This is a genomic window from Vibrio penaeicida (genome assembly GCF_030689305.1).
GTDB classification, from domain to species: Bacteria; Pseudomonadota; Gammaproteobacteria; order Enterobacterales; family Vibrionaceae; genus Vibrio; species Vibrio penaeicida_B.
In genome coordinates this window covers 16019-34512 of record NZ_JAUYVM010000005.1, presented here as the reverse complement: position 1 = coordinate 34512, position 18494 = coordinate 16019, and the positions used below count along the sequence as shown (strand labels likewise).

The following is an 18494-nucleotide window of genomic DNA, read 5'->3' as shown; positions in this document are numbered from 1 at the left end:
TCAGTGCTCTGAAAACAGTTAATCAGTAATGCTGTTTGCCTGTTTAACTTTTATAAATTTCCGTTTAGCGTCGGGACTCTCTAATCCAGAAGCTAAGGAATTTTATGTTATATGGTGTAAAAACAGGTACTTTACTTGCAGTTTCTTTATCCGTTCTGGCGGGGTGTGGCAGTGACAACAGCTCAAGCACATTGACGGGAGGGCAAACGACTACTCCACCCACAACTCAGCCGCCAACTACTCAGCCACCCACCACTCAACCCCCTACAACAAAACCAACAAAGCCACCTATTGAGCAAGAAGCCTTTGCCAAAGAAATGCTTGAAGTAATCAATGAGTATCGGGCTTCTTCTCAGGTATGCGGGGGCAGGAGCATGCCAGCCGTAGCGCCTCTTACTTGGAACACGAAGTTGACCGAAGCGGCACATGTTCACTCGTCCAACATGGCAAATTATGATTTTTTTGATCACGATGGATTGGATGGCAAACAACCAGCGGATCGAGCCAAAGATGCAGGTTATGCCGGAAATTACGTCGGTGAAAATATTTCAGCAGGGCGAACCAATATTCATGATGTAATGGCAGGATGGATGTCGAGTAAAGAGCACTGCGAAAACATCATGCGAGCTGGTTTTAAGGAAGTAGGGGCTGCCATGGTTGAAAATAGCGATGCTGAATATCGTTATTATTGGACACAGGTATTCGGTGCGGCAAAGTAATTAAGCCAGAGCTTTAGAGCGGTGAAAAAGGCACGAATGATGCAATGGTATGAGGTTGAATTTTTTTGAATACAGTTAAAGGTACACAAGGATACGAACAAGGCGTCGACGCGTTTGCGCAGGCGAGCCTGAATCTCAAATTTGAAGAGGTTAACCAAGAGTTTACCCCTTTCTTACCACGGATATTAAGCCGAGTATTGGATGTGGGATCTGGCGTGGGACAAAACTCAGCAGCACTGTCTCGCCTTGGGTATCAAGTCGTGTCAGTGGAGCCCTTACAAGCGTTTCTTGATATCGCCAAAAAGACCCATCAAAACTTACGCATTCAATGGGTTCATGACAGTTTGCCTAACCTAGATAAAGTAAAAGTTGGGAGTGAGGGTTTTGATTTCATTCTGTTAGATGGTGTATACCCAAGTAACCTCAAGATGCTTGGTTCAGCGAGAATTAACTGGTTTTCAGACAAGACACCGATTTGAAGATCTAGTGGCTCTAAATCAAAAATCGGTAACGCAGTATGAAAGCCAGTTAAACTCGCCCTTGGGAGCGTATATTCTGTCCCACTTCATCGTCGAAGAGCTTGGAAAGGACTCGTCATTCCACTGCGCTCTTTTCCTTGAATTGAACCAGAATATATCGCTCTGAATCCTGCACCTTGAGGTCACTTGGGTATATGGCACCACCTTAACCCATCAGAAAGAAGAACGTGTCTTCAGAGCTTTTTCGATTTACTGAATCACAACGGTGTTTGTGCCATTTCACTAAGAAATGGACCTGCTGGTTTGGGCAAGCACATCTTTCCAGCAAGTACTGAAGAGTTATTCCAATATGCGCAAGAGCTTGGATTTCAAACCTTACTGCATTTGGAAAACCTTCCAAGCAAAATGAAAAATAAGCCGAATGTTATTTGGTCAAAAGTCGTTTTGCAAAAAGTACCCAAGCATCTCTAGGTTACTTGGGTGCAGCCAGCCTTGAGCGTAAAAAGCAATCTCAAACAAGTGATCTTGCTGCGACATTTTTAAATTTAAAGCATTAAAAATCAGAACGTTATACTGATTGAACTAATGCGAAAATATAAGTTGCATTTAAAATACAACTTATATTAGTCTTAATGATAACCATTATCAAAAAGAGGTTTAACACATGAGTCAAGCAGCCCTAAATGACCAAATTATGACCGCAGTTCATAACGCAATGGTTATCTCCAAAACGGATCTAGAAGGTAATATTACCTATGTAAATTCTCTTTTTTGCGAGTTAACAGGTTACGAAGAACATGAATTGATTGGTCAACCACACAGTATTGTGCGCGTAGAGCAAGTGCCGAAAGCGGTGTACAAAGACATGTGGGATACGATTAAATCAGGAAAAATCTGGACAGGTATTGTGCCGAACAAAGGCAAAGGCGGTGGTATTTACGTGGTGGATACGTCGGTTCAGCCAGTATTTGATGAGAAAGGAGAGATTACCGAATACATCAGTGTTAGACGTGTAATTAACGACCTTATGGCAGATTTTGATGCCGTTGAATTTTCTAAGGAAGTTTACGACGAATACTACGACGAGGCATAAATGTATGCAGCCAGCCATTCAGAACGTTTATGTTGTGTATGGTTCTGTTTCCGGAAATGCACAAGAGCTGGCAGCCCAGCTCTTTTCCGATAGCGAACTGACGCAGCGCTTTGATATAACTCTTCAAGAGCTGGATGAATTCGAACCGTCCAACCTTACAACAGATTCCTTTGTCGCCTTTATTTCCAGCTCGTTTGGCGACGGTGAACCCCCAAGTAACGCCGAAGATTTTTGGCAGATATTTCAAGAAAATACAGCATCCTTATCGTTTTCTTACGGTGTTTTTGGGCTCGGTGATACCGCTTATTCCAATTTTTGTGGGTTCAGTAAAAACTTGGATGATGCATTGTCGACACGCGGAGCAGAACGACTGATTAACCGAGTCGATTCCGACCTCAACTACCCAGCACTGTTTGAAATGTGGAAATCAACGCTGAAAGCTGTGCTGCTGAACAATGATTTACAAGCAGGGAAAGATCTCGATATATCGGTCACGTCTTATGGTGAGCATTCTGCTTATCCAGCCAGCTTGGTTTCTGCATCCCAAATCTCGGGTACTTTTCCTAGCTTATACCGAATTCATTTATCGATAGAAGGCAGTGGTATTCGTTATCAACCGGGCGATATTGTTCACTTGATGCTGAGAAATACGGAATCGCTTCTTATGCCTTATGCGGATTTCTTTGGTCTGCCAGTCGGTGAGGTAGAGACTTGTTTGAAAGACAAGGAAATTGCTCGGATCAGTAAATCGGCTATTCGCAAAGTTACACAGCGTTTCCCAAATAGCGACTTAAAAGCGTTACTGAAAAATCGTAATAAAGTCGCGTTGATGGAATACGTGAAAAAGCACCAATTTATCGATTTATTACGGGACTTTTACCCTCCCCAAACCATGTCGATAATGGACTTTTCCGAGCTTCTGAACAGCGTGGAGCCTCGCACTTACTCCATTGCATCTAGCCAACTTGCCAATGCTGATGCTTTGGAATTATGTGTGCGGGAAGTGTGGAGCGACCCAGAAAATGCAGAGCCGACACCGGGGTGTTCGACGGCGTATCTGCAATCGCTAAACGTTGGGGATAGTGTTCCAATCTTTGTACGTTCTAACCCGCATTTTCACTTTGACTTCAATGCCCCTAGCATTCTTATTGCAACGGGTGCTGGTATCGCCCCTTTTATTGGGTATCTGCAATCCAGAGCACAGCAAAAAGCGTTAGCACCTTGCATCCTGTTTTATGGCGAAAAGCACGAAGGCGAAGACTATGTCTATCGCGATGAAATCGCGCATTGGTTGAAAACAGGTGTTCTGCAAAACTGCTTTGTGGCGTTTTCTCGCGACCTAGAAAGTAAGCGTTACGTGCAGGATTCCGTGAAAGAGCAGGGAGATCTTGTTCAGAATCTTATTTATCAGGGAGCGAACGTGTATGTATGTGGGAGAAAGCAGAATCTAGCCAGTCAAATTGAACCGATGTTTAATGCATTACAGACCTCTGAGGATTCATCTTCTGAGGCTAATTTGTACAACAAGCTAGTTGCAGAGGAAAAACTGCATTTAGATTTATTCTAAGTTGGGCCTCACGCGCACTTGTCAACTGAAGGAATGGCTGGCAAGTGCCAATTATCACTTCAGATAAGGCTTTACCAGTTGGTGAATGTTCACTTTTGCGTCGAGTCGCGCTGCAAGCAAATATATTCCCCCAATCTTTCTATGCAGGAAAAGAGCATCCGCTGGTGGCGTGTGCCAGTAGTCTTGCTTCATGCTCAGAATCGTGCCTGCTTCACGTATTCTTTGTGCCAATCCACTGGCTTTAAAATCGTATTCTGCATCTATTAACATGGGCTCACAGGCCATTTTTACCAACTCAATGATTGATTGACGCTGGCTGGGTAAAATGGACTGACTAAAAAATCCGATGTGTTCTAATGCTTGATTTAGCCCTTGGTCATCTTGATTCAAAACAGAGATAAAAGCCTGTCGGTAGCCGTTGCTGAATCGCTCGCTGTATTCTCGTGTGGCACCAAAATCCAGTAGCCCTATTTGCCCAGAATCTTCGAGGTACAAGTAATTGGCAAAGTTTGGATCAGTCTGAACCATTTGCAGTTCGAACAGCTCTTTAAACATCAAATCGATGAGCTGATGCATAACATGATTGCGCGTGCTTTGCTCCAAACCTTCTATCTGTTCAATTGAATTGCCTTCTAAAAACGCCATGGTAAGAACAGAATCAGAAGACATGTTGGAATGAATTTTGGGGACAACAAAATGAGGATGTTCTTTTAGCGCTTCGTAATAACGTGACGCAAATTCTGCTTCACGAGTGTAATTTGCTTCATCGTGGAGTTGCAATTTCGCTTCTTCTAGCAGGCCTTTGTAATCGACCGCTTCAGGCACCAGCCCAACGACTTTAAGCAGAGTTCCTACATTATCGACATCGCTGTCTATGCTTCGTCTTACTCCGGGGTATTGCACTTTTACCGCGAGCTTTTCACCGTCGTCGCTGTAGGCTTGGTGTACTTGCCCGATAGATGCACTGGCAATAGGCTTGAAGTTAAATGCCAAAAATTGCGATTTCCAATTTTCTCCAAGGCTTTCTTCCAATACTTGATTAAGCTGCTTGGAAGGTAAAGGATCGGCATTTGAACGGAGCCTAGCTAAGATGTTTGCTAATTCAGGCTCCAACAAATCACCGGCATCCATAGAGAGCATTTGGCCTAACTTCATCGCTGCACCACGCAGGTGTGCAAGTTGATCAGTTAACCTGCCAATATTCTGCGGGGTAAGGAGTAAATCCTTTGCTTTAGGCTTATTGCCTTTCGCCAGTTGTTTGGATCCTTCCGCTAAGACGTTACCGGCAACACGTGCGGTGAGTGAGGCGAATTTGCCAAACCTAGAAATACGTCGGGATGGCAGGTTTCGTTCTTTTGGCGGCATGAAGGTTCTCGGTTGGGTGCGTCAGTATTTTCAATTATTTTTATTGGCTAAGGAAAACAAGAGCACATTAAATGGCGATGTGCGTTCCATTACGATAAATGAGGGTGAAATGGATCAACACCAATCTCACCTTATATACCCAAGTGACCTCAAGATGCAGGATTCAGAGCAGCATCTTGAGGTCACTTGGGTATACATTATCTGTTATCTGAGGCTATATTGAAGTGGCTAGTCACCGCCACCACCGCCACCATCTCCGCCGCTATCACTACTGTCGTAATAATGCGGGCTAGGACCTGAGCCATCGCTGCCGCCTCGCTTAGCAGGACGATTTTCAGAGGAAAAAAAGGAATTAACAACGATTGCTACACCGATAAGTAGTAATATCCAACCTACCGTAAAAGAGTTTCCGGATGAGATGATTTTTATACCCAGCGCAAAAAAGGCAACGCCAAATATCAAATAAATGATCTTCATTCAATCTGTCCTTATACTTTTGTATCTGTCCTATTACAGAGAGTTGTTGACTGTTAGTTCAGGCTCGACTCCCAATGTTCCAATTGCTCACCATCACTGTCCACAACTATCCCTTTGTAAATAAAGCCATTCTTTTTAATGACGTTTAAAGATGCCATATTATCTTTTGATATCAGTGCCTTGGTATGATTGATGATACCGGAATGAAAGGCAATTTTATTGAGTGCTTTTACAGCAGATGTCGCAATCCCCATCCCTTGAGCACGAGGGGCAACGTTATAACCTATTTCTACGCCATCATCTTTCGGGGCGTATTTAAAACCGCAGCTGCCCACTACTTCCCCTTCGACTTCAATGAAATAGGGTAATGCCCACATAACATCTACAGCGTTTTGATATTGCTCCCATGCTCGTATTAACACGTGTTTAGGCGGAATCGCATCGTCCATGTGAGAAAAAGTCGGTTCACCAACTAAGATTTGTTCAAACTGAATCGGACTTAACTGCACAAGCTTCATTTTGAATTCCTGTAAGACGCAACGTTGCAAAGGAAAAGATACTATTCCTTTAGTTTCATCGGATTATGCCATGGATTTAAGTGACACAAGCTTTGTTATTCAATAAGGCGTAGTAAGAATAGTTCACACTATTTGTAGATATCAGGGGCGAAGATGTCATTTGTTAACTGAGGCAATTTTGCTCCTTTCACGTACGCTTCAAGTAGCTCTATAGGATCTTGGTAGTGGCAATGAATAGTTCCATATTCTGCCAAACAGTCTGCTACTGACTCAATATTCGCTTTTCGATTAGCAACGTGGGCTGATTTGAGTCGTGAATTACTACCCGGAAATATGAAGTGATTTGATACGTTAACATCTTTACCTTCCAGCTGATTTATCGATTGTTGATAGAAGTATTGTTTAACTAAATCAGGCCAACCGGGTGCCGTAGATGGTGAATCCGCTTCGTAGTATTTAGCATCTACAACTGCGAAGCGGCGCTCATCAGCATGTTTAAGTACAGTATCAGTTCGTTGTCCTTTGTTAGCTACAGGAATGAAATTTCCTTCACTAGTTTGATAGACAGGAATCGGCAATTGGCTATTGACTGGATATTTACCAATTAAGCACTCATCGAGCATCGACTCCCAAAGGCTATGAAACTTACGTACCCCTATCAATAAATTGCTACTATCCATCCCTTTTTTAATTTGAAGATATTGGATTAAGCCATTAATCAAAAACATGTCACGCTCTGAATAACTCAAATGCAGTTCACGTTTGAGGTAAGTGAGTTTTTTCTCTGTGGTATCTGAAGGTTTTGGCATCATCTCGAGACGTTCATCAAAATAACTTGATATACCTAGCCATAACATGCCGTAGTCTGAAAATAACTCTTTCAGCACATCCGCATGTATTTTTGCGATTTCACAATTTGCAATATAACGAGAGCGATAAGTGAGAAAGTCAATATATAAAGGTCCGTTATCTGAAGGATAAGATGGGCTACGAGAGATAGTTCTGGACCAGTTAACTTTACCAGAGTTAACTGTATGTTCTTTTACACGCCGAACATATAGACCATTAGTTCGATAATCATCAAGTAACGAAACTGCTAAAGATAGGGCTCTTCCACCGATTACTTCAGCTCCACCTTCTCGTACATCAATACCACTCTCTTTATCTTGATAGTATTTTAGCAAAGCTTGGATAAGATAATGACCAGCAATACCACGATCTTCTATTGAGGCAAGATGGTTACGCGGTAAAAAAACAGCAATCCCATCACTGTAAGGCACTATTCCACAAAAATATATTCTCTTCATATCAGGAGCAATAAGCCCCTGATTTCGTAACTCATCTAATACGCTTCGAGGAATCGATGGGTCTTCAAGGAAACTACGATCAGATAAGTACAGTATATTATTCGACTGCATTTTCTGGTGCCTCAGCTACCTCAATTTTTCGGCCTTCTTTTTCAATTCTTTCTTCAATAAACGAATTAAATACAGCCATATTTTTGTTGAATGCGCTTGATAATTTACCGAAGGTTTTATATTTAGAAGAGAATATTTTTGTATGTCCTAAATGACGAAGTACATCATCCCAAAGATATACAAACAGTTTTCCGTTTAACGTGTCTTTAGCTGTTTGAGGATCTTTCATTTCATCTAGTGTTATGAAAAATGGTCCTAGAAGGCGGTCTTCAGCCACATGACAGTCAATAAGAACATCGTTAACAATCTGTGCTAAAGCCGGCCATGAAACATCGTATAAACCATTTTCGGTGGCAAGACGAACGTCACTACTTGGGACTGCATCATTATCGAAATCAATATCAATATATTGAAAACTCCAGCGACGCTTAAAAGCGGTATCCATCGGCATTACCGTTTGATCACTGCTGTTCATGGTCGCGAGTATTGATAGGTTCGATGGTACTTCTAACTGCAATAACTCAGGGGAGCCAACTAAGCGAAGTTGCTCATTAATATACATAAGCATATCTGGATCAGACGAATCGATTTTGTAAGTACTTTGCCCGTTCTCATCTCTGTCTAAAAGCTGGAATAGCTCACCAAATACCGCAGCTGCAGGAGCACGATTGATTTCTTCAATTACTAAGCAGATATGTTTATCCGGATAGGACTTTGCTTTTACTAAAGCATTAGTGAACGGGCCAGGGCGGAACTGGTAGGTTACAACTGGCTTACCATCGCTACCTAATTCCATTTTTGGCTTCAGTGCCCCGACAAAATCATTGTGTTGTGTATCGGGATGGAAAACTGTAACGATCTTTTCAGCGCCCTTACATTCTTCCGTATGAATCTTATGACTCTTACCTGTACCAGGCGCACCATAAAATATTTTATTGGTTGCGCCTTCAAATACAGGACCACTCGAGATAAAACGACGAGATGACCTAAAGAAAAATACTCCATCATCTTTCTGAATAGACATGTTTTTCCAAAGCCCAGAAATGAGTTCAGAGACGGTCGCTATTAATTCATCAGTATTAAGTAAACCTTTTTTAATATGTACGTACTGATTTAGAGATGGAGAATGATGAATAGGTTCTTCAACATACTGTGTGTTACCTGGTACCGGTGTTGGACTAAACAAGAATGCTTTATCTATCACTCCCCAGTTGGAGTATCGCCCAGAAACTGCACCCAAAGTAGGATCGAGTAAACCTTGCCAACCCAGCGTAGATAAAATCATAAAAATCAACTCATCTCCACGACCAGCCCTAAACATATATGGGACAGTTGCTGAATAGTTGTCCATGAGTACTTTGTATGCCGACGGGGATTTCGAAAACGCATAGAGTAAATCACCAAGTACGCCAGAACTTGCGTCTGGAACCGGTAACGCTTTCAACAAAATTGAGGTCATAAAATCATCTTGAGAACGATATTTTTTGCCCTTAATTTTGTCATCATTAATAATATCTTTCCCACCCAGACGATAGTTTTTAGAACGGAATGCATTTAGAAAATTATCGCGACTATACTGGTCTAATGCTGTCAGAACACTGTTTGATGTTGACGAGTTATTGATTAAATTATGGAAGTCAACGGCCGTAGGGACTGAGTTTTTTACTTGGTTAAAGACAACCATGTAGTCGCTAAGTAAGGACACAAAAGGCTGGATTTTTAGAGCATATAAGAAATAGTGACTAGGGATGTAGCAATGGTTCTTATTATTTGCCACATCAACTCGTGCTGAATGCTCGAATATTTTAATGTCTAGCTCAAGTTCACTAAAAGCTAATTTAGCCTCATCATTAAAAAAAATCTCGTCAAAAAACCAACCAGATTCGAGATCATTTTTAAACCAATTACCAACTAAGTTTATTTCTGAAAGCATAATTATTATATTCCCATATCTTTAATCAGTTATAGCTGCCGAAAGGCAGCTATAACTATGTTAATCGTGCTTAATCCATAAAGTACGAGAGATCTCTTGGCGCAGGTTTTCTATCAATTTTTTATTAGTATCAGAGAATTGACCATTTTCAAACTCACCCAAATAGAACAGCACTTCAGCTAATGGCTTAGAGGCATCAGATGATAGATTACTAACTAATGGATGTTCATTATTTAGAGTTATGTAGTGGTCTTCTTCATAACCTGGCTCCCACAATGAACCATCGCTTGTTTTTCCAAAACGAACATCAATATTTTCAATTAGTGGGGTCATAACGCGGTATTTACTTAAATGCTCACCTCGACCAGAGCAAAGGATGCGGAACTCCAATAAAGCATTGAAAATAATAGCAAGCGCATCGCTAAAACCTGAGCGGTAAATATTATATCGGTCAGCAATAATGTTTCCGAACATATCAGTATTATCAGCACCAACCCCTTCACAATAAGGAACAGAGTTATACTGTGCCTTTACGGCTTCAGGCATAAAAATACGAGCGTATTTTTTTCCTTGGTGATGCAATGCTTCTGCGACTTTTTCAATAGAGAAAGAGAACTCATCAAGCCCTAAAATATCTGCAATCTCATAAGACATCCGAGTAATTATGGAGCGCTCTGATAATTGTTCATTCAGCCAGTTTAACAAAGCTACGTGCTTTTTCTTTAAATCCCCTTTGGGAAGGTCTGTCACTGAAATATCAAATGTGTTTTCAAATAGCTCTCGATTACTAAATGTAACAGCGCTTGCCGCTAGTTGATAAACGTAATCGGTAACGATCTGATCAGATTCATTAAATATTTTGTTAAATAAATCAATCGGCAATGGGATTCTGTTTTGCCAAAAAATAAGGCCATCTACTCGATACTTTGGGCTTTTATTATTCAAATAACGTTTAAAATCGGATAGGTCATATTGATAGCTCATTAGTCTTCCTCTGCATCAGGTAATTCAATACTTAAATAACGTAACGTCTGACTTACTTTTTGGCGAAAGCCTTTTAAAGTATGTTGATTCGCTTCAGAAAATTCACCATGTTCAGCATTAGATAAGCTCCAGAGCAACATATCCAAAGCTTTCATAGCTTCAACGTTATCCTTGCAAACGTTATACATCTTGTGGAAATAAGGATGAGATTTTCCCAAAGTCACACACGTATTTCCCTCTTCATCACATGAAGGCTCCCATAAATCATCACCAAGTAATGACTCTTCTTCATGTACTCGAACCGTTTTATCATCATATACACGAATGCCTTCAATAACGGTTGGCTTCATTTGATTTTGATTACGAATGGTGACGGTGTCACCATTAACTTTGATCTCAGAGTTCTTTGTATGCTTTTTGTGTTTATCAATAGCTTTATCTGCAGGACCATGTGTACGTTTGGTATTGGCTGAAACTAAACGTTCTTGCCCCTTAAGTAACTCCTGACGCCAAGGAGCGATCAGGCGCTTTAGTTCTTCCCTAACTTCAACAGGAATAATCACACGGCTCTTACGGAAGTCGATGCTAAATACATCATCTAGGTCATGATTAAAGTTTAACTCAACCCTAAGTCGAGTGATCTTGCTTTCCTTTTTATACATGCGATGAGGCCAACCGTCGTGCCAGATAAGACGACCTTCACGATAGATATAAAGCCCTTGGTTATCGAGGCTATATCGAACGTAGTCTCGTTCATCAGAGTTAAGCTCATTTTGAGATGGGATGACCCCACCTCTCACTGTAAATGAAAGCTTTTTATTGCCGACTTCAATAGGTACTGACTTTTCTTTAAGTACACGAGAACGAGCGCCATCAGTAGTTCGATTCAAATCAAAACAGAGAGGATCCCAACCTTTTAAATTTACGGCTGGGCTATCTCCAACTTTCATTGAAATGGTCACTTCACCAGAGTGCAAAAACTTGAAGAATACTGCGCTTAGCTCTAAAGAAAGGTCTTTACCAAGAGACTTAATCTGCTCTCGCATTTGCTTTTCACTGCCAGACTTAACTAAACGGTCTATATTCTCCCAAATAATCATGGTGCCGCTAGTATTTGAAAAACTACTCAATACCTCAAAGTCATCGTAATAATCATCTTCATTTGGAGTTTCTAGCTCCCAGCGATCCGAAGCGATAATTTTATCTATATCCCACGCTCGACCAACGTTGTTACCATCTTGATGAGATAGCACTACAAGACGGCGACAAAATGCTGTCGATGCTGTCTTTAGCCCCATACCGAACTTACCTAACGATTTAGGATTGTCACGGCGTGGCGAACCATAACGCATTGCGCTTCTTAGTTGTTCTTCTGACATCCCATCACCATTATCGCTAATGATGACTCTGAACTCTCCATACATATACTGGAGTTCGACTTCAATTTGAGTTGCATTAGCCGCTATTGAATTATCAATAATATCCGCAAATGCAGCCTCTTTGCTATAACCGGTATCACGCAGACTCTCGACTAAGCGAGCTGCTGAGGGGCGAAAATCATCTTCTTCTGGCAATTCTATTTTTTGATTCATGAGACTAACGTTTCCAAATACGCAAGCATTATCTGCTTGTCTGTTTCTTTATCATCGGTTACCGATACAACGCGTTCACTGAGCTGTTGCTTCAAACGAATACGTTCATCAATTTTTTCTTCAATCGTATGGGCATAGTACATGTAGTAAACGTTTACTATGGATTTCTGACCATTTCGCCAAGCCCTTGCCGTAGCTTGCTCTTCAAGTGCAGGGTTCCATTGACGGCAGTAGTGAATCACATTAGTTGCGGCTGTAATATTGAGCCCCATACCAGCTGTCCTAGGATGCAGCAACAAAACATCAAACCCTTTTGATGAAGAAAATTCGTCAATGAGTGATTGACGCTCATCATTAGGTGTCCGACCATCAATAACCCCAGACAGAATGCCATACCTTTCCTTTATCGCTCTTTGTATTAAATCAATTGCTTTTTGGAAAGTTGCAAAGATAATGACCTTTTCATTAGTGTGTACAATTTTGTCCATTTGAATCATAAGTAACTCAAACTTGGCACTATGCTTGATGAGAGAGTTAACGTCATGAGCCAGTGTTGGTTCAACCAAAGCTGGGTGAGCGGTAAATTGCTGAAGTTTATTTATCAATGGTAAAATCCCACTGCCCCCGCATTCATTATCACGCTGCATCTCGTCTATCAGTGATTCATACATTGCTTTTTCAGTTTCCCCTAAAGAAACAGCGGTGTGTATATCAAGCTTTTCTGGTAGTTGCTCTAACACATCTTTTTTCATTCTTCGTAATGTAATTTGACGTAAGCTATTCTCAAGCTCTTCCAAATTCTCATTGAGTGTCTCAGACAAGTCAGAGTGTACGTAGCGACTCTTAAAGCTATCTTGTTCCCCTAAGAACCCTTCAAATACGAGATCCGTCAATGCCCACGCATCCATTAAACTATTTTCAACTGGGGTTCCTGACATCGCAACAGTCACACCGATATTCAAACGGCGGGCAGATAGAGAGCGACTAGATTTAGGGTTTTTTAACATGCTCGCTTCATCGAACAAAGCGAGTTCAAAATACATATCTTCAAACATCGTAATATCTGAAGACATTGTTGTGTAGGGGGTTATAACAACATTGTGTTCATCAAAAGCAGAGGCGACACCTCGACGATTCTTACCATAATGGATGTAAGGGGTAATACTTGGTGCAAAGAATTGAAACTCTCTAACCCAGTTATCGAGCAAAGGGTTCGGAACAACAATAAGAATTTTGCTATTCGAGCTTTTCTCTAATACATCGCAACAAAGTGCAATTACTTGAGCAGTTTTTCCTAGCCCCATATCGTCAGCTAGTATTGTTCCAACACCGCTCTCAGCACAAAAGCTGAGCCAATTAACTCCTTCCTCTTGATAAGGGTACAGTGATTTTACAAATAGCTTTTCATGGTGAGCTTGCTTTTTTTGCTTATCTCTAAGCAGTTCAATTAAGTGGGCTGGAAACTCATCAATCAAACCTTCTAAATATAAAGAACGTAGAAGCTTCATTAGCTTAGGTAGAGAAAGTGTTCCAAAGGCGATTGATAAGTATTCATTTATGTGAGAACTAACAAAATGCAACCTTCTGCCATCAGTGATGAAATAACCATAGTTTACTAATACGTGCGTTTGTTCCTTATCGAGTAGTTTCCCCCGAAAGAACAGCAAAAAATTCGGAGTTGGTTCTGCTTCAAATTCAAAATGGATCCGAGCAGGACGCTTCGAGATAACCAATTCAACTTCAGCATCGCTTGAGTTGGCTAATATTCTACCAAGCTTAAATAGGTGTTCAGCTTCCAGAAAAGCTCCTTCCTGCTCAATCATCCCATCTCTAATTGTGTAAGCCATTCTCACTTCCTTTTACAGGGTTAAAAACCGGATAACTACTTGCAATTATGTATGATCAAATATACAGTGCGCACTATCACCAGGGCAAAAACCGGATATTAATAGAGAAATATGGTGCACACATTGAATACTTCCCACTATATCAAAGAGTTAAGGAATAGGCTCGGATTAGGGCAGCGCGAGCTAGCAAATTTGATAGGATTAGGAAAAGACGGTGAGCGAACAATCAGAGGTTGGGAAGCTGGAGAGCACAAGCCTTCACCATTAAAGTGGGGAAAGATTGTCGATTTAGAAGATGAAATGAAGAAGTTCTACGATAATGCCCCTTTAAAGCAGGGCAAAGTAGAAGATGCCGACTTTCGTTTTATTGATCTTTTTGCTGGTATTGGCGGCATCCGCTATCCGTTTCAACAATTAGGTGGTCATTGTGTATTCACCTCTGAGTGGGATAAGTTTGCCCAAAGAACTTACTTGGCAAACTATGGCGATATGCCAAACGGTGACATTACTAAAATTTCTGCAGATTTGATCCCAGATCACGAAATTCTTTTAGGTGGCTTTCCATGCCAAGCTTTCTCTCAGGCAGGGTTAAAACAAGGGTTCAGTGACACCAGAGGAACAATGTTTTTTGAGGTTCAACGAATTCTAGCGGCAAAGCGACCTAAAGCCTTTTTACTTGAGAATGTTAAGCAGCTCAGAGGGCATGATAAAGGGCGTACTCTAAAAACTATTATGGATATCTTACAAGGTAAACATGAACAGCAGATCCCTGAAGATGTGCCTATGAGTGAAGAAGCCCGTCATGCATTGCAAGATAAGTTGAATTATTGGGTTGATGTTCGCGTGTTACGAGCTGGTGATTTTGGCGCACCACAAAATAGAGAGCGAGTTTTCATCATAGGTTTTAATAAAGATGAATACCCAAATATTGATTTTGACAAAGCTTTCATTTGGCCTGAACCACCAAAGATACCGACACGCGTTGGGGATATTCTGCTCACAACAGCTGAACTAACCGCAGACTATGATGAGTATGGTAAAGACCGTTTTACTATTTCAGATAGATTGTGGGAAGGACACCAAAAACGAAAGGAAGGGCACAAAACCAAGGGGAATGGCTTTGGTTATTCACTTTTCAATGCCGATAGTACGTACACGAATACTATTAGCGCTCGATACTATAAAGATGGTTCTGAAATCTTAATAGATCAGAGTCAACTACGTAAGAATCCTCGCAAGCTTACCCCTCGTGAATGCGCTAGGTTGCAAGGTTTCCCTGAGAGCTTTAAAGTCGATGCTGTTTCGCAAAACCAAGTTTACCAACAATTTGGGAACTCAGTTTGTATGAATGTTATCCATGCTGTCGCAAAACAGATAACTACAACTCTAAAATTAGTTGATCAATTGGAAAGTGAGCAGAGAGAAGCTGGATAACTTAGTAGGAATCAGCTTCACACGAAACCTATCATGTGCATCCGCACTTCAATTACGCTAGTGCTCTTTTGTTAGGGAACATCAAACCATAGACATAAGGATACGTCATGTCGATTACAGGTGAGTGCTTTTGCGGTGATATAAAGTACAAGATCAATGGAACGCTTCACGACGCTCGATCTTGTCATTGTTCTCGATGCCGAAAAGCATTTAGTGCTCAGGCTTCAGCGTATGCACTGGTGAAAGAAGGCGAATTTGAATGGTTGTCTGGTGAAGAAAAATTGACATCTTATGTTGGCGAACACGGATTCGGGCTGCAGTTTTGTTCAAAATGCGGCTCGACGCTGACTGGTGTATTCAACGGCGAAGTACATGGCGTTACGTTGGGCTGCATCAATGGCGACCCAGAAATTTCGCTCAGTCGACATATTTATGTGGGTTCCAAAGCGACGTGGGAATTGATTGCCGATGGCGTACCGCAGTATGAGGAAGCACCGCCGAGAGACGCATAGCCAAGAATTTACAATGTAAACTGAATTCAGGTGTTACTGAATAATCAAGCGCGTGAGTTTCTTGCAATCCCCCAACAAGCTTCGAAATCTTCTGATTTGAGGGTCCAATTTCAGCGCTCGTAGATCGAATAAGATGGCTGTGGAAAATTGCTTTAGCCCCCGATAGTAATCCGCGTACCCTTCAAGAACTCTTGCGTTGGCTTTGTTAAAAGAGGCATAGCCTACGCGTTCTAAATCACGGGCGCTTTGATATTTCTTAATAATGGATTCGACACTTTTCAGGTTATCTAATCGACGGCTATCTGTTTGGGTCGTTGAGCCATTGCGCATTAGGTATCCCGTTAAAACGGAATTTACAACACCCACGTCATGCTGGTCACATATTCTTAGCCAAAGCTCCCAATCTTCAGCATAAGTGGTTTGCGCATCAAACATGCCTAACTGTTCCAGAACCACACGCTTTACCATAACGGTAGATGTGCCTACGATGTTGTTTTCGATAACGCACTCTAGCGGTTTGCTCAGGCAAAGGTCCTGCTCGGACACCTGAAACTGATTCCAATACCCAAAGCAGTCGATAATAAGTTGGTATTGTTCATCTAGGTGATCGTAGTTTGTAAAGCTCATGGCTAGGTTTGGGTGATTGGCGTGAAGATTCAGCTGTTTCTCTAGCTTTTCTGGGTGCCAAAAATCATCGGCATCTAAGAAAGCAACAAATTCCCCATTCGCTTCTCGTATTCCTATATTTCGAGCCTCAGATGCTCCAACGCCTTTCGTTGTCAGAACTTTTAACCTTGTATCAGTGATTTGATTTAAATAGGTGCTGGTTTCATCAGTGCTGTTGTCATTAATGACGATCACTTCATAGTCGCCAAAAGTTTGCTCCAAAACGCTGTTAATTGCTTTGGGTAGATAAGCAATGCAGTTATAAGTGGGAATAATCACCGATACTTTAGCCATCAAGCTTTCCTTTTGAATATTCTAAACACTGATAGCCCAATAAAGCACTATTTGTGCCATTCATTAACGAACTGATTTTAAGGGTTATTTACTATTTAGATTATGTGTGTTTGGGGAAGGATTACTCTGTTCTGCATTTTGAATTGCAGATTGATAGGTTAGGTGATTTTTAAAGAAAGAGGGTGTTTCTTTCAATGCATTTTAATCAGCTCGGATTGTAAAAATGAGTTATATATTAGACTCTTATCACAAATTATGATCTTAACTTTTTGAAAAATAAAACCTTTATTTGATATGGTGTGAGTTGCTTATTTCTTGTTTAAACATGGAGATTGAAATGAAATCTTTTAAAATTCTGATTACGTCCGCTTTACTGCTTTCTGTTTCTGGTTTTAGCTTTGCAGCTAAAGATATTCATAAAAGTAACGTGAATTACGTATATCAGCTTGATAGCGATGCGACGGTTTTTGAGTTTAATTCTTCGGTAAGAAATGGCTGTGGATCAAACCTTTATCGAGTAAAAAGTCCAAATGAAGCCGTTGCAAATAGAAAGTTTTCACTGGTATTAACGGCGTTTACTACAAACGGAAACTTAGCATTTCATGATAGAGAAGTGTGCGAAGGAAATCGTTCTGTCGTCGCTTGGGTTCGCCTTACTCGATAAACGTTTTGTGTTGTGGGTGTGTTGCTGAGGTAGCTATGACAAAGAACCAACTTTATCCTGCTGTACTCGTGAATCAAATAGAATCAATATTGTAGAGGGAATAATGGACTTGTATGCAGAATTGTTGCAGCAAGGGGAATATGTCGTTTTATCTGTTCTTCTTGCTATATCTACGTTAATCAATTTACCTAAGATTGTGAGCTTTTATCAATCGAGTAAAAAGCAGCGTGGTGTGTCTATATCTAATGCTATAGCTGACCCAGATGTATCCCAAGATCTTAGGGCGCATTTAAAAGAAGAGCTCGATACTGAGTACTTTAGAAATATTCATGGTGTTAAGCTTGGTCTCCCGATGTTGAAAGCCGCACTAATTTTAAATGGAAGAGTAAGTGACAGAGTGTCATTCCGTCATGTAATTAAGCTGATAAAGCTTTTACCAGATATCAGTGACATTAACGATGTTTCTTACAGAGTTAAGTTATCTTCCTTGGACAATGTCATGTGCTTATACAACTTGGTTTTAGGAGCACTAATTACAATCTTTGGATTTGCTGCTTTTTTGCTTTTTCTGTATTCAATTTCCACAAACTTCAATCTTGGATTTTTGTTAACAGGTATTGCCTGTGTGTTTATGGGGGCTTATATGTTCAACGACGGTGTTGCGTGGGTATCTGTGAAACACGTTAATAAGGCTCTTGAGGGATTTGAGAGCAAATCCATAAACTCTTAAGTTGTCTAACTACAAACCACCGCAAAGTGCGAACCCATAAGGCGAATTTGCGTATAAGAGATCGGTGAAATTTCTAGAATCTCTCACTTTCTTATACGCAACCAGCGAGTTACAAAAGCTCTCACTATCAAAAAGTAACCGACAACAATGATTGTGGACATGAGAATCGGGGTCATCCATTTCATCGCTAGAACAATATAGC

The 18494-nt window shown here is 41.0% G+C and carries 18 protein-coding genes; 9 read left to right on the top strand and 9 right to left on the bottom strand.

The window, feature by feature from the left end; all coding sequences use genetic code 11:
* The first annotated feature begins 104 nt into the window (after nucleotides 1-104).
* The 5 genes from Q8W40_RS09845 (at nucleotide 105) to Q8W40_RS09825 (ending at nucleotide 3858) form a co-directional block, all read left to right on the top strand.
* A complete protein-coding gene (locus Q8W40_RS09845; RefSeq protein WP_305396995.1) occupies nucleotides 105-719 on the top strand; it encodes a CAP domain-containing protein in 615 nt (204 codons plus the stop codon).
* Nucleotides 720-784: 65 nt separating this feature from the next.
* Nucleotides 785-1198 (top strand): class I SAM-dependent methyltransferase, encoded by a 414-nt coding sequence (locus Q8W40_RS09840; protein WP_305396994.1) that lies wholly within the window; start codon nucleotides 785-787, stop codon nucleotides 1196-1198.
* 186 nt (nucleotides 1199-1384) lie between these two features.
* On the top strand, nucleotides 1385-1669 hold the full coding sequence (locus Q8W40_RS09835) for a hypothetical protein (protein ID WP_305396993.1): 285 nt from the start codon (nucleotides 1385-1387) through the stop codon (nucleotides 1667-1669).
* A 193-nt stretch (nucleotides 1670-1862) separates the two neighbouring features.
* Entirely contained in the window at nucleotides 1863-2291 is a 429-nt protein-coding gene (locus Q8W40_RS09830) for a PAS domain-containing protein (RefSeq protein ID WP_305396992.1), read from the top strand.
* 4 nt (nucleotides 2292-2295) lie between these two features.
* Nucleotides 2296-3858 carry a sulfite reductase flavoprotein subunit alpha gene (locus Q8W40_RS09825; RefSeq protein ID WP_305396991.1) on the top strand — a complete coding sequence of 521 codons (1563 nt, stop codon included), beginning with the start codon at nucleotides 2296-2298 and terminating at the stop codon, nucleotides 3856-3858.
* Nucleotides 3859-3912: 54 nt separating this feature from the next.
* On the opposite strand, the gene Q8W40_RS09820 is transcribed toward Q8W40_RS09825, so the two are convergent.
* From Q8W40_RS09820 to Q8W40_RS09785, 8 genes are all read right to left on the bottom strand, one after another.
* Complete coding sequence (locus Q8W40_RS09820; RefSeq protein WP_305396990.1) at nucleotides 3913-5223, bottom strand: ABC1 kinase family protein; 1311 nt, start codon at nucleotides 5221-5223, stop codon at nucleotides 3913-3915.
* Nucleotides 5224-5451: 228 nt separating this feature from the next.
* A complete protein-coding gene (locus Q8W40_RS09815; RefSeq protein ID WP_305396989.1) occupies nucleotides 5452-5700 on the bottom strand; it encodes a hypothetical protein in 249 nt (82 codons plus the stop codon).
* A 53-nt stretch (nucleotides 5701-5753) separates the two neighbouring features.
* Nucleotides 5754-6218: a GNAT family N-acetyltransferase gene (locus tag Q8W40_RS09810; protein ID WP_305396988.1), complete on the bottom strand. Its 465-nt coding sequence runs from the start codon at nucleotides 6216-6218 to the stop codon at nucleotides 5754-5756.
* A 128-nt stretch (nucleotides 6219-6346) separates the two neighbouring features.
* On the bottom strand, nucleotides 6347-7636 hold the full coding sequence (locus Q8W40_RS09805; RefSeq protein WP_305396987.1) for an LlaJI family restriction endonuclease: 1290 nt from the start codon (nucleotides 7634-7636) through the stop codon (nucleotides 6347-6349).
* On the bottom strand, nucleotides 7623-9569 hold the full coding sequence (locus Q8W40_RS09800; RefSeq protein WP_305396986.1) for an McrB family protein: 1947 nt from the start codon (nucleotides 9567-9569) through the stop codon (nucleotides 7623-7625). Before Q8W40_RS09800 ends, Q8W40_RS09805 begins: the two co-directional genes overlap by 14 nt.
* A 60-nt stretch (nucleotides 9570-9629) precedes the next feature.
* Nucleotides 9630-10553 carry a hypothetical protein gene (locus Q8W40_RS09795; protein ID WP_305396985.1) on the bottom strand — a complete coding sequence of 308 codons (924 nt, stop codon included), beginning with the start codon at nucleotides 10551-10553 and terminating at the stop codon, nucleotides 9630-9632.
* Complete coding sequence (locus Q8W40_RS09790; protein WP_305396984.1) at nucleotides 10553-12145, bottom strand: ATP-binding protein; 1593 nt, start codon at nucleotides 12143-12145, stop codon at nucleotides 10553-10555. Before Q8W40_RS09790 ends, Q8W40_RS09795 begins: the two co-directional genes overlap by 1 nt.
* On the bottom strand, nucleotides 12142-13992 hold the full coding sequence (locus Q8W40_RS09785; RefSeq protein WP_305396983.1) for a DEAD/DEAH box helicase: 1851 nt from the start codon (nucleotides 13990-13992) through the stop codon (nucleotides 12142-12144). The genes Q8W40_RS09790 and Q8W40_RS09785 overlap by 4 nt, the downstream gene beginning before the upstream one ends.
* A gap of 114 nt (nucleotides 13993-14106) precedes the next feature.
* Between Q8W40_RS09785 and dcm the strand changes: the two genes are divergently transcribed.
* Both dcm and Q8W40_RS09775 read left to right on the top strand, forming a co-directional pair.
* Nucleotides 14107-15426, top strand: a complete 1320-nt coding sequence (gene dcm / locus Q8W40_RS09780; protein ID WP_305397214.1) for a DNA (cytosine-5-)-methyltransferase — start codon at nucleotides 14107-14109, stop codon at nucleotides 15424-15426.
* Nucleotides 15427-15533: 107 nt separating this feature from the next.
* Nucleotides 15534-15938 (top strand): GFA family protein, encoded by a 405-nt coding sequence (locus Q8W40_RS09775; RefSeq protein ID WP_305396982.1) that lies wholly within the window; start codon nucleotides 15534-15536, stop codon nucleotides 15936-15938.
* Nucleotides 15939-15971: 33 nt separating this feature from the next.
* Here Q8W40_RS09775 and Q8W40_RS09770 read toward each other — a convergent pair whose 3' ends face one another.
* Nucleotides 15972-16898 (bottom strand): glycosyltransferase family 2 protein, encoded by a 927-nt coding sequence (locus Q8W40_RS09770; RefSeq protein ID WP_305396981.1) that lies wholly within the window; start codon nucleotides 16896-16898, stop codon nucleotides 15972-15974.
* Nucleotides 16899-17235: 337 nt separating this feature from the next.
* Here Q8W40_RS09770 and Q8W40_RS09765 point away from each other — a divergent pair, with 337 nt between their 5' ends.
* Both Q8W40_RS09765 and Q8W40_RS09760 read left to right on the top strand, forming a co-directional pair.
* Nucleotides 17236-17562 (top strand): hypothetical protein, encoded by a 327-nt coding sequence (locus tag Q8W40_RS09765; protein ID WP_305396980.1) that lies wholly within the window; start codon nucleotides 17236-17238, stop codon nucleotides 17560-17562.
* Between the two features lie 103 nt (nucleotides 17563-17665).
* On the top strand, nucleotides 17666-18292 hold the full coding sequence (locus Q8W40_RS09760; protein ID WP_305396979.1) for a hypothetical protein: 627 nt from the start codon (nucleotides 17666-17668) through the stop codon (nucleotides 18290-18292).
* Nucleotides 18293-18494 lie beyond the last annotated feature (202 nt).

Excerpts from the sequence above, each read along its gene's own strand:
- Q8W40_RS09770 (WP_305396981.1), bottom strand. The coding sequence starts at position 16,898 with ATGGCTAAAGTATCGGTGATTATTCCCACTTATAACTGCATTGCTTAT.
- Q8W40_RS09785 (WP_305396983.1), bottom strand. The coding sequence starts at position 13,992 with ATGGCTTACACAATTAGAGATGGGATGATTGAGCAGGAAGGAGCTTTT.
- Q8W40_RS09795 (WP_305396985.1), bottom strand. The coding sequence starts at position 10,553 with ATGAGCTATCAATATGACCTATCCGATTTTAAACGTTATTTGAATAAT.
- Q8W40_RS09765 (WP_305396980.1), top strand. The coding sequence starts at position 17,236 with ATGAAATCTTTTAAAATTCTGATTACGTCCGCTTTACTGCTTTCTGTT.
- Q8W40_RS09790 (WP_305396984.1), bottom strand. The coding sequence starts at position 12,145 with ATGAATCAAAAAATAGAATTGCCAGAAGAAGATGATTTTCGCCCCTCA.
- Q8W40_RS09825 (WP_305396991.1), top strand. The coding sequence starts at position 2,296 with ATGCAGCCAGCCATTCAGAACGTTTATGTTGTGTATGGTTCTGTTTCC.
- Q8W40_RS09775 (WP_305396982.1), top strand. The coding sequence starts at position 15,534 with ATGTCGATTACAGGTGAGTGCTTTTGCGGTGATATAAAGTACAAGATC.
- Q8W40_RS09800 (WP_305396986.1), bottom strand. The coding sequence starts at position 9,569 with ATGCTTTCAGAAATAAACTTAGTTGGTAATTGGTTTAAAAATGATCTC.
- Q8W40_RS09830 (WP_305396992.1), top strand. The coding sequence starts at position 1,863 with ATGAGTCAAGCAGCCCTAAATGACCAAATTATGACCGCAGTTCATAAC.
- Q8W40_RS09805 (WP_305396987.1), bottom strand. The coding sequence starts at position 7,636 with ATGCAGTCGAATAATATACTGTACTTATCTGATCGTAGTTTCCTTGAA.
- Q8W40_RS09810 (WP_305396988.1), bottom strand. The coding sequence starts at position 6,218 with ATGAAGCTTGTGCAGTTAAGTCCGATTCAGTTTGAACAAATCTTAGTT.
- Q8W40_RS09845 (WP_305396995.1), top strand. The coding sequence starts at position 105 with ATGTTATATGGTGTAAAAACAGGTACTTTACTTGCAGTTTCTTTATCC.
- Q8W40_RS09760 (WP_305396979.1), top strand. The coding sequence starts at position 17,666 with ATGGACTTGTATGCAGAATTGTTGCAGCAAGGGGAATATGTCGTTTTA.
- Q8W40_RS09820 (WP_305396990.1), bottom strand. The coding sequence starts at position 5,223 with ATGCCGCCAAAAGAACGAAACCTGCCATCCCGACGTATTTCTAGGTTT.
- Q8W40_RS09815 (WP_305396989.1), bottom strand. The coding sequence starts at position 5,700 with ATGAAGATCATTTATTTGATATTTGGCGTTGCCTTTTTTGCGCTGGGT.